The sequence below is a fragment of the Acerihabitans sp. TG2 genome (assembly GCF_035013185.1).
Lineage (GTDB): Bacteria > Pseudomonadota > Gammaproteobacteria > Enterobacterales > Enterobacteriaceae > Acerihabitans.
Window position 1 is genome coordinate 187,906 of sequence record NZ_JAYGJO010000001.1, and the last position, 14,272, is coordinate 202,177.

Here is a 14,272-nt window from a genome sequence, read left to right on the forward strand (position 1 = left end):
GATTATTTTAATCGGTAAAATAAAGGTAAATGCCTCCCATAACGGAGAGTGTAATTCCGTTTTAGAGGCGAATTATTTAAAATAAAATCAACTAAATGTTTGTCAATGAAAAATATGAATAGGTTGCTTCTCCATGATGCGTTTCTTGATCATACGGCGTGATAGCCGAGGTGACGGAATATAATCCAACCTTGGCCCCGACCCATTTTCCGGGGCCGGCGGCAAACACCTCCGGTATTGCATGATAGTGGCAATCATCCCAAGCGTAATAAAAAGTACAAAGAGCATCTTGTCCTACGACAATGCGAAAATAGGCTGGCGCATCGACCGGCCATGGACAAATATGCTGTGTCTGGGCATTGACTTCTCCTCGATCCCCGACCCAGCCGGTACTCCAGGTCAAAAAAGAGTTGCCTTCAGAAAGACTTAATCCCAAGCAGGCATAACGCTCGCCATAAATAACTACGCCGGTTTGATCTCCATTGTTTTGCAGTCTGGGCTGCATTAGGGTGGTAACAATAAATTCTCGCGCCGGAAATTTCTGCAGTAAAAAATTGGTGGTATCATAAAAGGAAGGCTGGCCATCACGCCACGGCATGGGTTGGCATGATAAACTAAGACCCGTGTTATCCAGGCGGAACCACTGACGCTGTGGATTGGCTTGCCACTGCCATTGTAGGCCAAGACGATCAGATGAAAAATCATCCGATCCCTGAGGTTGTTTCGAAGAGCTAGATTGCGCGACAGCCGGCTTTAACCAACGTAACACCGGTTCGCCGGGTCCAACGTTGTCAGTAGCACAACCTATAACCGGCCAGTCATGTTGCCAATGCAGGGGCTGCAAATGAACCACGCGACCATATACCCCCGCATCCTGAAAATGCAAAAACCACCCCTCACCGTTCTCTAGCTCAACCCAGCCGCCCTGGTGTGGGCCATTGACGGCACTGTCCCCTTGGTGCAACACGGTTTTACTTTCATAAGGTCCTTGCAGGCTGCGAGAACGAAGTACCGTTTGCCAACCGGTGGCCACACCGCCGGCTGGAGCGAAGATATAATACCAGCTGTTACGTTTATAGACCTTTGGTCCTTCAAGGGTTGGCAGGCTTACGCCACCATCAACAATGATTTTACCTTCATCGAGCAGTGATAACCCATCTGGAGACATTTCGCAAAGCTGCAGCTTATGTTTTATGCCACTGCGACTATAAGCAAAAGCGTGCACCAGCCATGCGCGGCCGTCATCGTCCCAGAACGGGCAAGGGTCAATCCATCCCTGCACGGATTTTAGACAGTGAGGTGTCGACCACTCGCCAAGAGGATCGCTGGCGTGGCACATAAAAATCCCCTCATCCGGGGTACTGAAAAATACCCAGAAACGACCGGCATGAAAACGTATGCTTGGAGCCCAGACACCTTTACCCGGCGCAAATGTTTCATAAGGCGCGAGCTCGAGTCTCTGGAATATATGATTCACAATTTGCCAGTTAACCAAATCTGTTGAATGCAATAAGGGCAGCGCGGGCATGTGGTTGAAACTGGACGCCACCAGGTAAAAGTCGTTCCCTACCCGTACGACATCGGGATCGGAATAATCAGCGTGCAGAATCGGGTTTTGATAGGTTCCATCGCCCATATCCGGGCACCAGGGTGGTGAGCCGACGTTAGACATCGATTTTCATTCCTCTGAAATAAGTTTGGCTTGTGTAATATGCGGTTTTCAGCAACATTCTAGGGTTAGTGGTGGTTAACCAACGGAGCATCGTCGCTAATGATAGGCTCAATTTGCAGCGCGTCGTTACGTTGTTGGCGCTGCGCCAGATCCGACTGGATGGTCTTCATTGTGACGTCATCCAATTTATAAAAACGCGTGAGCCAGTACAGTACTAAATAGGACAATGATGGCCCGACGGTCAGCAAGCCGATAATCCCGGTGGAGGCCAGCGCGGTTTGTGTCGGTGAGCCGGCCTGGTAGCCAAACCAGCCGAGGGAAAAACCGACCAGCGCGCCCGCGACGGCCATGCCCAATTTCAACGCAAATAGATTGCCGGAGAAGGAGAGGCCGGTAATACGTCGACCGGTTTTCCATTCGCCATAATCAGCGGCATTGGCCATCATATTCCATTTGAATGGCTGATACATTTGATGAAAAAATCCAATCAGGAAATACAGCGGAAATACTATGCTAAGCCATTTTGGCGGCATAAAAAACATAATAAATCCGAACACCACCAATAATAAATTGATGTTTTTAAACATGCTTATCGCGTTAAACCGTTTGGCGAAAAAACCCGCCGCCATTGCGCCAAGTATGGTGCCGATAACGCTGGTGGTGATAAATGCTGTTTTCATGGCGGTTCCGGTCAAATCGCTATGTTGTGGGTCGAGCATTAAATATGTGGCATAATAAAGTGTGGCGGCGCCGCGCATAACACCGGCCATGCTGGAAAAAAATGTAATAATGGCCACGATACGCCATTGGTCGTTGGACAATAAATTTTTAAGATCGCTTAGAACGCTTTCGTTGCCTTTTTCCTGTGGGTAAATTTGCTCACGGGTGGAGAAAAAACACACAAAAAGCATAATAACCGCCAACGTACCCATCACCGCCATGGTGTATTGGTAGCCCAACTGTTTATTGCCGCGGCCAAAATAATCCACCATCCACAGCGTGCCGATAGACACTACCAGCCCAGCGGCGGATGAAATGGTAAATCGGTAGGATTGCGCTGATAAACGATCTTTTTCATCGGAAGTGATAACGCCGCCCAACGAGCAATAGGGGATATTAATAAAGGTGTAAAACAACATCAGTAAGGTGTAGGTAATATAGGCGTAAACCAGCTTGCCGGTGCCGGTGAGATCCGGTGTGGTAAAGGTCAATACCGCAATTACCGCGTAAGGGACGGCAAACCAAACCAGCCACGGACGGAAATGACCCCAGCGGGTTCGAACCCGATCCGCTAATAGGCCGGTCAACGGGTCTGAGATGGCATCAAGCAAACGGGTGACCAAAAACATAACGCCGACCGCAGCGGCTGAAATACCATAAATATCGGTATAAAAATAGGTCAAGAACATCGTAACGGAAGAATAAACAATGCCACAAGCGGCATCTCCCATGCCAAAACCCATTTTTTGCCAAGTGGTTAACTTTTTTATTTCTGTCATTATTACTCTCCAGGGATAATGTAGGAAATACCTGTTGAAAACACCTTCAGTGTAGGGAGAGTGTCCGGTAAGAGAAATTCCAAATTCAGTTAACAGCTTTACGATTTTTGTTATATGCGATAGATGTCACAATTAGGACAGATCGTACAGTGAAAAAAAGTTAGGTTATAATGATGAATATGACAAAAAAACTTAAATAACAATTAGATATATAAGGTATACCAAAAGATAAGCAGTCATATAACTTTTTTGACTATCGATAAAGGAGTGCGTTGGATGCCCTGAAATGTGTAATAAATATGCGATTATTCACACTACCACGGGGTTATTAGAAATAGATATTATACCAATAACCTGTGAGCGTGGGGTCAGCAGTACAGCAGCAAATCAGTATGGCAAAAACGCGTTGCCGCAAGCCAATCAACCGAGGACGTCCTTACCCCGATGCACTGGTGTTAAAGGGGGCGGCCTTTGACGAGTTTTCTGATCCAAAACCGGTTAGGGCTGAGCGCCACGGACTGATCCACGCTGAGCGGTAGCGGTTCGTCGAAGATTTGCCCCGCCAATAGCTCTGCCGCCAGAGGCGCGGTGCATAAACCTCGTGACCCTAGGCCTCCCAACATAAACAGGTTGGCATGAACCGGTGCATCCACCGTAGGGGCGCCGGATTTTCGTTGCTTGGCCCAATCGCCGTAGGCCTGCAGGGTGGCCTCATAATCGGGCACATTGCCTACCATGGGTAAATGGTCACGCGCGCTGCTGCGCACACCGCAGCGTGCTTGTGCCGCCCCCACATCCACGGACAACGCCCAGGGCTGGTCGGGTACGCTGGCCAGTAGACGATCGCGGTTCTGCTGCTGCTCTTGCGGGCGGTAGTCGACGTTATCGTCATCGCGATGGGCGCTGGCTCCCAGACAGTGCGTCTGATACCCGGGGCTGGCGGGTGTAAGGTAACCGTCATAGCACAGCACCTGCTTCAAGGGGGCCAGGTCCGCCACTGCGGGAATATGGCTTACCTGGCCGCGTACGTTGGTCAGTGGCAGCGGCGCGGTAATGGGCCATTGTAGCAGGCGGTGACCGTTAGCCAATATCACCGCGTCATGGTGGGCGGTGCCACCCTGGGCGAAGTCCAGTATCCAGCCGTGCTCGCCACCGGTGAGATGCTGTACTTCATGGCCATAGTGAACTGTCAGCCCCCGGTCTTGCGCCAGCCGCAGTATTTCGGCGGTAAGCTGTTGCCCATTAAGCCAGCCGCCCAGCGGATAAGTGGCGCCGGCACAACCGGTTTCTACGCCGGTCAGCGCGGCCATCTCACTTTCAGCAACGCAATGGACCAGTTCCTTGGGCCAGTCCGCCGCCAGGATGTGGTTTAGTTTGTTTTGAGCGCGTTGATCATAAGCCAGTTGTGTTACGCCACACCACAGATGCTCAAACACCATGCCTTGGCGTGCACACCGCTGGTAAGTTGCCAGCGCGAAGGGAAAAGCATTGGCGAAAAACGCAGATAATTCATCGTCTTCGTTATTTAACAGAGGATACAAGGCGCCTTGTCGATTGCCTGACGCGCCTTGCGCCGGAGCCATATCGGCACAATATAAACTCACCCGTGCTCCTCGTCGTTGCAGGGCCAATGCGCTAAGCGCGCTGGCGATGCCGCCGCCGATAATCGCCACGTTTTCAGGGTGGGTGGCGGCGCGGCGTCGATAACAGGGCAACGTGGGGTTACTGTCGGGCAATGCTGCGGTATTTTCGAGCGGCTGGGCTTGGGGGTTCAGGATGCCAGCCAACATTTCCCGCTTACGGCCGAACCCCACTCTTTTGCCAACATTGAATCCGGCCTGCAGTAACCCGCGTCGCACAAACCCGGCCGCAGTGAAAGTGGCGAAAGTGCCCTGTGGGCAGGCAAATCGGGCCATGGACTGAAACAGCCCTTCGCTCCACATGGCAGGATTCTTGGCTGGGGAAAAACCGTCAAGGAACCATGCGTCCACGTGACCGGCCAGGTTGGCATCCATTGTCGGTAATAGGGCGTTGACCTCGCCGTACCAGAGATCGAGTGTGATCGTCTCTGCGCCGAGGATCAATCGGTGGCATCCCGGCGTGGCTAAGGGCCATTGTTGGCGTAACTCGCACGCCAATGCCGCCAGTTCAGGCCAGTGAGCATGGGCCAATGCTGCGTCATCCACCCGCAACGGGAACTGTTCGACACTGATAAAATGCAGTCGCTTCAGTTGATGAGCCGGGTTCTGGCGCCGAAAAACAGCAAACGCCTGCCATAAGGTGAGAAAATTTAGCCCAGTGCCGAAGCCGGTTTCCGCCACGATAAATACTGGCCGCGAATGGTGAATGAACCGCTCGGGCAAGGCGTTTCCGGCCAGAAAAACATGGCGGGTTTCTTCTAGCCCGTCTTGATCGGAAAAATAAACGTCATCAAACTGTCGGGATACAGGTGTACCGTTTTCATTCCAGTTCACAACAGCATGGTTGATTGGGGCGTGATTCAAGGCTACAGGCTCATTTATTAGGGAGTGAGTGGATTCTAACGAGGTGTGCTTTATGGCGCAAATTTCGCAAACATCGTCTGATCGGACTTGTTCAGCTTACAACTGTACGCTAGAGTGCGTCACAGAATCTCATATAAAAATACAAGAGGTATTAAATGAAACGTGCAGTGATTACCGGCCTGGGGATCTTATCGAGTATTGGTAATGACCAGAAAGAAGTCCTGGCATCTCTGCAACAAGGTCGCTCCGGAATTACTTTCTCTCAGGAATTGAAAGATTCTGGTATGCGTAGCCATGTTTGGGGCGACATTAAACTCGATACTACCGGGCTGATTGATCGTAAAATTGCGCGCTTTATGAGTGATGCTTCCATTTATGCTTACCTCTCTATGGAACAGGCGATTAAAGATTCAGGCCTAGAACCCAATCAGGTTTCCAACGATCGTACCGGGTTGATTGTCGGGTCCGGTGGCGGATCCCCGCGTAACCAGGTTGCTGGCTCCGACGGCATGCGTGCGCGTGGTTTGCGTGGTGTGGGACCTTATATGGTCACCAAAGCCATGGGGTCAGGCGTTTCCGCTTGCCTGGCAACGCCGTTTAAAATCCGCGGTATCAATTATTCCATCAGTTCTGCCTGCTCAACCTCCGCGCACTGTATTGGCAACGCGGTGGAAATGATTCAGTTGGGCAAACAGGATGTGGTGTTCGCCGGCGGCGGTGAGGAACTGTGCTGGGAAATGGCGTGCGAATTTGATGCCATGGGTGCGTTGTCTACCCGTTATAACGAGACACCGACCAAGGCATCGCGGACCTATGATGTCAACCGCGATGGTTTTGTTATCGCCGGTGGTGGTGGTATCGTGGTGGTAGAAGAACTTGAACACGCGCTGGCGCGCGGCGCGCATATTTATGGCGAAATTATCGGCTACGGTGCTAATTCAGACGGGGCAGACATGGTGGCGCCTTCTGGTGAAGGAGCGATCCGTTGCATGAAGATGGCGCTCAAAGATGTGGATACGCCAATTGATTATCTCAATGTGCACGGTACCTCAACGCCGGTGGGCGATCTTAAAGAGCTCTGGGCCATTCGGGAAACCTTCGGTAGCCAGCATCCGGCGTTTTCTTCCACTAAGGCCATGACCGGGCACTCCTTGGGCGCGGCCGGCGTGCATGAAACCATTTATACCCTGTTGATGTTGGAACACGGATTTATTGCCCCGAGTATCAATATCGACGAGCTCGATCCGAATGCCGAAGGCATGAACATCATTACCACGATGACGGAACGTCCGCTCACTACGGTTATGACCAACAGCTTTGGTTTCGGCGGTACCAACGCGTCGCTGGTGATGCGCAAATACCGCTAGTCTACGATACGCACTCGGGTCTCGCCCGCTAAAGTCCCCCGGCGTCCAGCCGGGGGACTTTCTCACCTAATGCCTTCCCGCCGCAATGTGCCTCTGTTGCGGCCTCATATCAACACCCAAATCAGCACCAGTACCGCGAGCAGCGCCGCGCCAACAATCCAACGCGAGCGGGTTAACCCCGGGGTTCTTTCCACCGGTACGGTGGCAATAAGCGGACTTAAGGCGGGTTGCAGCAATCGACTGTCGGTGGTCTGATGCTGGCTTTGTGTGCGGGTCAAGCGATGAAGAAACAAGAACTGCATCACCGCACTAACTTGGGCGGGCGTCAATATGCTTTGCGGTTGCGCGTTGAAATGGTGCAGACAGTAATCCGCTATCGCCCGTTGCTCGTCGTCGTTGGTCGGCTGCTTAAACACGGCCTGGACTGAGGATAACGTCGGTGCAGTTTGCTGCGATAGCGTCATATGGCCCTGCAAAAATTGCATCAGCAGTTGGTAATGGCGGGCCGGGATGGGATCGCCGGATTTTAGTCCCATCATGGTCATGACGCTTTGCCTGATATCCGCCGGTGATTCACCGGTGAGCGCGGCCAGACGAATGATTTGCTGGTTTAGCGCATGATGCTCGGCCGGCAGCAGCGTTCGGTCGGTTATCGCGGTCTGCGGCGGCTGAGGGATATTCAGTTGGCCATTTTGCAGCAGCGCCACCACCTCCAGTAATTGCGCCGGCTCCAGTTGACTTAATACGGTGTGACCGAATTCGCGGCGGATATATTCGCTCACCGCCTGGCGGTTATTACCCTTGGGCAGTAGATCCGTCAGCTGTTGCATCAGTTGACGACCACCGTGGGTTTGCTGGGCCTGTTCGAGGCGGGTTTGCAAAAATTGCTCTGCCGGTTCGAACTGGCGCGCAGTCAGCTCACTGTCATTGGTGATATGCAATTGATGACGCAAGGCAGCCCAGATTTCCGGGGTTTTGCTATTGCTCAGCGTCATGATCTTGATAATCAATCGTTCCAGCGATGTGCGCTGTGCCGTGGTGAGCGGTTTTTCGCCATCTTTCCCAACACCGACAGATCCGCCGGTTACGGCGTCGTGGGGGGGGTCACCTGGTAAAGGTGTACCGGGACCGCTTACAGGTTGCATATCACTTATCCTTTCCCATCGGGGGCACGGGTATCGACCCGTCATGCTTCGGGTTGCGGGTGGGTTGACTGCGGGCGAATACCGAAGGCTTACCTGAGCCGTTCTGGATTCACTCGTTAGCCGCCTGCCTGCGACGCGAAATCTATTGGGTATAGCAAATAGTGCGGCGAATCATAACAAGTTGCTGAATGTTGCGGTAGCGGGATGCGTCAGGATGGCATTTTCTGCGCCGCAGGTACGTGTCAACGCAGCAGTATTCGCAATCGCTGTGCCCGTATGACTCGGTACAGTGTAATCCCACTGTTGATGACGTGGTAGTGATGCCGTTGCCCATGGCGAAAAAACATTGCGACAAACGCCGTTAACACCGGTGCAAGCATGATACGCCTCGACGTGTTATTGGCACTCGCACGCAGGCAGCGCATTATCTGTAAATGTAAAACGCTTATCTATACGCCAAGATAAATCTAATAAAAATAATATCTGTAGATATTAAATTCTTATTAAACGTCTGGTGATTAGTACGGTATTTTTAATCGAAACGCTATAAATTTAAGTATCTAAAAAAGGAAGATGCCTTCCTTTTTTTTTATTAAGTACGATTTAATTGCCGAAACAAACACTCGTATTCATTTAATTAATAATTTACAGGTCACTTATGCCTCTTATTTCTGCTTCAATAATACCGCTGGCCAGTCAGAGCGTGGTACAATTCACTTTAGAACCTAATTCCACTATTGGTCAGCGATTTAATTCAGCGTCTAATATTGCTTATTCTCGTCAAGCTGCATTAGCTGCAATTGAAAAAAAACTCCCGAAAAATATCGTGGACGAAATTAAAGTCAGGAATGCAAGGGAGATAAAAGGCGAACCATCTCATAAGGTTGCTGATTTGCCTTATAGAGGCAATAAAGATTGCAACTTGAGCCGTGACATGGGAGTTATTGATTACCATAGTAGCTTTAAACCATTCGAACAAGAAATCATTTCATCTGTAAAGTATCTTGAAACACTACCGTGGGAAAATGTTGGAGACTGTTATGGTAATTTGGAAATTATTAAAATGGTCGCCTCCAGTGCCACAGATAATGACCATCTCACCAAAATGATCGCAACATATGGTATGATCATTAACACACCAATGTATAATAACAATACCTTGCTGCATTTTGCTGCCAAAAATGGGTTTTCCCCCACCGTGAAAACCTTGATCCAGTTTGGTGCGCATATTAATGTGAAAGACGTAAATGGTTTGACGCCTATGCATTGGGCCAGCAGGCAGGCTAATGTAAACGTCGTTAAATTGCTTATTAAAGGGAAGGCTTCTATTAATAGCCAAGGAATTTCTTATGCAGGAGCACATGTTAATCAGAAGGACAACCAGGGATTAACCGCACTGCATTGGGCGGCTAAGGGCGAAGCCCGAGAAACCGCTGATGAATATTCTATGCATATTGTTATCAACGATCTACGCGAAATAGCCAATTCGCTGATTAACAATAACGCCGATATTAATCAGCAGGACAACAAAGGTTTCACCGCGTTGCATTGGGCGGTTATGACAAATTTTACGGAAATGGCGACGTTGCTTATTGAAAAGGATGCCGATCTCAACATCGTTGATAAACAAGGACATACGGCACTCAACCATGCTAAACACCATAAAAACCAACAAATTATCGATTTAATAACCAACAAGTTAACAACCATTACTGCTAACAATAGGCTCGGGGCCCCACGCCCTACGACAAGGCCATCCGCAGCCGTTAGCGCGCCATCTCATCAACTTTCGATGTCCTCGGCAGCATCGCGTGCCATGCCGTGGCCGGCACATAGACTGTTTTCATCCTCAATCACCTCGGTTTTTTCCTCAATAGAGCAGGGCATGCAGCGGCTAAAACAACTGCTTTCATAAGCTGTGTCTCAGCATCACGCTAACATTCTCCATGCTGAGACGATACATTCCCCTGGCCCATAGATAATGAAACCGGCAAGGGGAATGACAAACGCCCTAACGGCCTCGCTGGCGGGACGTCGGTGGTGTCGCAGTATCGCCAGTCTAGCGGGTAAGACGTTGGGTTACCGCATTAACACCAGACAGTGTACGATCAGGGCTGCCACTTTTAACCGAGGTGGATGACGCCCGCTTTCATCAGGTTGTCACAACCGGTTAATCACAATAGCGTTGGGATTTTGTTTCATTCAGTGGCAGAATATTCCCCCTTTGCTCGAATGGCCGGGTGCCTTACAGATTTTAATCCGGGGGGTTAATGCCTTCCGGGCGCAATTATGCACTGTCTTGGAGAGAAAATTGATGTCTGACGGCTGGAATATCGCCCTTTTAGGGGCAACAGGAGCAGTCGGTACAGCGCTGCTGGAGTTACTGCAGGAGCGTCAGTTCCCGGTTGGGGAGCTGTATTTACTGTCCAGCGAACGCAGCGCCGGCGAAACGCTGCGTTATAACGGTAAAAGCATTCTGGTGACCGACGCCGCGCAGTTTGACTGGACGTCGGTACAGTTGGCGTTTTTCATCGCCGGCGCCGAGGCCAGCACGCTGTATGCCGAGGCCGCGTCGCAGGCAGGTTGCGTGGTGATTGATTCCAGTGGTCAGTTTGCCCTGGAACCTGACGTGCCGCTGGTGGTGCCGGGCGTTAATGACACGGTGCTGGCCGATTATCGTAACCGTAATCTGGTGGCGGTGGCTGATAGCCTGACCAGCCAACTGTTGCTGGCGGTCCGGCCGCTGACCGATCTGGCCGGCATCACACGCCTGCACGTCAGTAATTTGCTGTCGGCGTCGGGGCAGGGCAAGGTGGCGGTGGATGATCTGGCCGGTCAGAGTGCGCGCTTATTAAACGGCCTGCCCACTGAACCGGGCTTTTTTAGCCGTCAGTTAGCCTTTAATTTGCTGCCCTTGATCGCCGACGATCTGGGCAGTGTGCAGATCGAGCGCCGTCTGGTGGATCAAGTCCGCAAGGTATTGCAGGACGAGGGGTTGCCGATTTCGGTAAGCAGCGTTCAGGCCCCGGTATTTTACGGCCATGCCCAGATCGTTCATCTGGAAACCCAGCGCCCGATGGGTGCTGAGGAAGCGCGCGAGGCATTAGCGGCCCTTGAATCCATCACCCTGAGCGCTGAGGGCGATTTCCCCACGCAGGTGGAGGATGCTTCAGGTCAGGCGCATCTGAGCATCGGCTGTTTGCGTAATGATTATGGTATGCCGGATCTGCTACAGTTCTGGTCGGTTGCGGACAACGTTCGTTTTGGCGGAGCGCTGATGGCGCTATTGACTGCTGAGCTGTTGGTGGCGGAGTATTTTTATTAATGTTGCGGGACGTCACCGGCGATAAGCCGGCAACCAAAAGAATTGCCTTGGGTATTGAATACGACGGCAGCCGTTACTACGGCTGGCAACGGCAATCTGAGGTCAGTAGTGTTCAGGCCTGTCTGGAGCAGGCCCTGTCCAAAGTAGCCGATGAACCGATTTCGGTATTGTGCGCCGGGCGTACCGATGCCGGCGTACACGCCACCGGACAGGTGGTGCACTTTGACACCCGGGCGCAGCGTGCGGACGCCGCATGGACGCTAGGGGTGAACGCTAATCTGCCGTCTGATGTTGCGGTGCGCTGGGTACGCAGCGTAGCCGATGATTTTCACGCGCGTTTTAGCGCAATAGCACGACGCTATCGGTATATTATCTATAATCACCCTTACCGGCCGGCGATACTGTCTCATGGCGTGACGCATTTTTACCATCAGTTGGATGAGCATAAGATGATGCGCGCTGGCGCATACCTGCTGGGTGAGCATGATTTTACGTCGTTTCGCGCACTGCACTGCCAATCGCATTCACCGTGGCGCAATATTATCCACTTAACCGTGACCCGGCGCGGCGACTATGTGGTGGTGGATATTAAAGCGAATGCTTTTTTGCATCATATGGTACGCAATATCGTCGGCAGTCTGATGGAAGTGGGATGCGGCAACCGTCCCGAGGCCTGGGTTGCCGAGGTGCTGGCGGCACAGGATCGCGCCCTGGCGGCGGCGACAGCCAAGGCGGAAGGGCTGTACATGGTGGCGGTGGATTATCCCAGCCGTTTTGATTTGCCTTTGTCTTCCCTGGGGCCGTTATTTCTTCAGGATTAACGGTTTAAAACTCTTTGTGGCGCCTGTGAGAGAGACATCATGGACTTTGTTAGACTTATCATTGACTTTATTTTGCATATCGATGTTCACCTAGCAGAATTGGTGGCGCAATATGGTGTCTGGGTCTACGCCATTTTGTTCCTGATTCTGTTTTGTGAAACCGGGTTGGTGGTAACGCCGTTTTTGCCGGGGGATTCGTTGTTATTTGTCGCCGGCGCGCTGGCGGCGTTACCGTCTAACCAACTCGATGTGCATACTATGGCACTGCTCATGGCGTTGGCGGCGGTACTGGGTGATGCAGTCAATTATACTATCGGACGGTTGTTCGGTGAAAAATTGTTCAGTAACCCCGATTCAAAACTGTTCCGGCGTAGCTATTTGGATAAAACCCATCAGTTCTACGCACGCCATGGCGGCAAAACCATTATCTTGGCGCGTTTTGTGCCGATAGTGCGAACCTTTGCGCCATTTGTCGCGGGTATGGGGCATATGTCCTACCGGCATTTTGCTCTGTTTAATATCACCGGCGGCGTGTTGTGGGTGGCACTGTTTACCTATGCAGGTTATTGGTTTGGTGATTTGCCGGTGGTACAGGAAAATCTTAAATTACTGATTGTCGGCATTATCGTGTTGTCAATATTGCCGGGTGTGATCGAAATATGGCGGCATAAACGCGCGGCCTCCCGCCCCTAGGCAAACCACCGTTGGCTGTTGGGTATGGGTAAATGATGAGCAGTGAGCAGAGTTTTCTATCCCAACTGGTTGGCGGTTATGGTTTAATAGGCAACATTTTTAATGGCTATTGTTTTTCATATCGAAAAGACGGCACGGCAGGTTACGCCGGCATGATGGTCAAAGCGTGAATAGCGGACTGGCGCTTGCCAGGTTCAAACAGAAAGGTTATCGATGAGCTGGATTGAACGAATTCTCAATAAGAGCACTATCACCCCAGCGCGTAGGGCCAATATCCCAGAAGGCGTGTGGACGAAATGTGATAGCTGCGGGCAGGTACTGTATCGGGCTGAGCTTGAACGCAACCTGGATGTTTGCCCCAAGTGCGATCATCATATGCGCATGACTGCACGGGCCCGCCTACATGCCTTTTTGGATAAAGGCAGCGAAGTGGAGCTGGGTAGCGAACTCGAGCCAAGGGATATCCTGAAATTCAAGGATTCCAAAAAATACAAGGATCGCCTGGCGGCGGCGCAAAAGGCCACCGACGAAAAAGACGCGCTGGTGGTGATGAAAGGCACGTTATTTGATATGCCGGTGGTGGTGGCGTCCTTTGAATTTGCTTTTATCGGCGGTTCCATGTCCTCGGTGGTCGGCGCGCGGTTTGTGCGTGCGGTTGAGCAGGCTCTGGAAGACGAATGTCCGCTGGTCTGCTTCTCCGCCAGCGGCGGCGCGCGGATGCAGGAAGCCTTGCTTTCGTTGATGCAGATGGCGAAGACCAGCGCTGCCCTGGCACGACTGCGGGAGCGCCGGTTACCCTATATTTCGGTCTTGACCGATCCGACCATGGGGGGGGTTTCAGCCAGTCTGGCCATGCTGGGCGATCTTAACATTGCTGAACCCAAGGCGTTGATCGGTTTTGCCGGCCCGCGGGTGATTGAGCAAACGGTGCGGGAAAAACTGCCTGCGGGTTTTCAGCGCAGCGAATTTTTGCTTGAGAAAGGCGCCATTGATATGATCGTGCGTCGGCCCGAAATGCGGCTAAAGCTCGCCAGCCTGTTGGCTAAAATGAGCCACCGGCCGCAGCCTGAAGCGCAGCATGCCCACGAACCGAAAGCCGATATCACGCCGCCTGAGCACCAGGACGAAATCTAGGCCGTATTCCCGCCGGGGCGTGTTGGCAGTGACACCCCGGCAGTGTAAGCCTGGAGCCCGGTCTTGGCCGCCTGGACACTGTATCAGCATGGTTATGCCTAATAGATCATGG

The 14,272-nt window shown here is 51.9% G+C and carries 10 protein-coding genes; 6 read left to right on the forward strand and 4 right to left on the reverse strand.

Annotation, left to right across the window (positions count from 1 at the left end):
* Nucleotides 1-91: 91 nt before the first annotated feature.
* From SJI19_RS00895 to mnmC, 3 genes are all read right to left on the reverse strand, one after another.
* Nucleotides 92-1,672 carry a glycoside hydrolase 43 family protein gene (locus SJI19_RS00895; protein WP_323476364.1) on the reverse strand — a complete coding sequence of 527 codons (1,581 nt, stop codon included), beginning with the start codon at nt 1,670-1,672 and terminating at the stop codon, nt 92-94.
* Between the two features lie 65 nt (nt 1,673-1,737).
* Nucleotides 1,738-3,171: a glycoside-pentoside-hexuronide (GPH):cation symporter gene (locus SJI19_RS00900; RefSeq protein WP_323476365.1), complete on the reverse strand. Its 1,434-nt coding sequence runs from the start codon at nt 3,169-3,171 to the stop codon at nt 1,738-1,740.
* A gap of 455 nt (nt 3,172-3,626) precedes the next feature.
* Nucleotides 3,627-5,675: a bifunctional tRNA (5-methylaminomethyl-2-thiouridine)(34)-methyltransferase MnmD/FAD-dependent 5-carboxymethylaminomethyl-2-thiouridine(34) oxidoreductase MnmC gene (mnmC, locus tag SJI19_RS00905; RefSeq protein ID WP_323476366.1), complete on the reverse strand. Its 2,049-nt coding sequence runs from the start codon at nt 5,673-5,675 to the stop codon at nt 3,627-3,629.
* Between the two features lie 155 nt (nt 5,676-5,830).
* Here mnmC and fabB point away from each other — a divergent pair, with 155 nt between their 5' ends.
* Nucleotides 5,831-7,042 (forward strand): beta-ketoacyl-ACP synthase I, encoded by a 1,212-nt coding sequence (gene fabB, locus SJI19_RS00910; RefSeq protein ID WP_323476367.1) that lies wholly within the window; start codon nt 5,831-5,833, stop codon nt 7,040-7,042.
* A 104-nt stretch (nt 7,043-7,146) separates the two neighbouring features.
* Here the strand turns inward: fabB and flk are convergent, their stop codons facing one another.
* Complete coding sequence (flk, locus tag SJI19_RS00915) at nt 7,147-8,187, reverse strand: flagella biosynthesis regulator Flk (protein ID WP_323476368.1); 1,041 nt, start codon at nt 8,185-8,187, stop codon at nt 7,147-7,149.
* Nucleotides 8,188-8,845: 658 nt separating this feature from the next.
* Here flk and SJI19_RS00920 point away from each other — a divergent pair.
* The 5 genes from SJI19_RS00920 (at nt 8,846) to accD (ending at nt 14,160) form a co-directional block, all read left to right on the forward strand.
* Entirely contained in the window at nt 8,846-10,102 is a 1,257-nt protein-coding gene (locus tag SJI19_RS00920; RefSeq protein WP_323476369.1) for an ankyrin repeat domain-containing protein, read from the forward strand.
* A gap of 399 nt (nt 10,103-10,501) precedes the next feature.
* Nucleotides 10,502-11,512, forward strand: coding sequence for an aspartate-semialdehyde dehydrogenase (locus SJI19_RS00925; RefSeq protein ID WP_323476370.1), 1,011 nt, complete (start codon nt 10,502-10,504; stop codon nt 11,510-11,512).
* Nucleotides 11,512-12,333: a tRNA pseudouridine(38-40) synthase TruA gene (gene truA, locus SJI19_RS00930; RefSeq protein ID WP_323476371.1), complete on the forward strand. Its 822-nt coding sequence runs from the start codon at nt 11,512-11,514 to the stop codon at nt 12,331-12,333. Before SJI19_RS00925 ends, truA begins: the two co-directional genes overlap by 1 nt.
* Nucleotides 12,334-12,372: 39 nt before the next feature.
* Entirely contained in the window at nt 12,373-13,026 is a 654-nt protein-coding gene (locus SJI19_RS00935; RefSeq protein ID WP_323476372.1) for a DedA family protein, read from the forward strand.
* A gap of 213 nt (nt 13,027-13,239) precedes the next feature.
* Nucleotides 13,240-14,160 (forward strand): acetyl-CoA carboxylase, carboxyltransferase subunit beta, encoded by a 921-nt coding sequence (accD, locus tag SJI19_RS00940; protein WP_323476373.1) that lies wholly within the window; start codon nt 13,240-13,242, stop codon nt 14,158-14,160.
* The last annotated feature ends 112 nt before the right edge of the window (nt 14,161-14,272 follow it).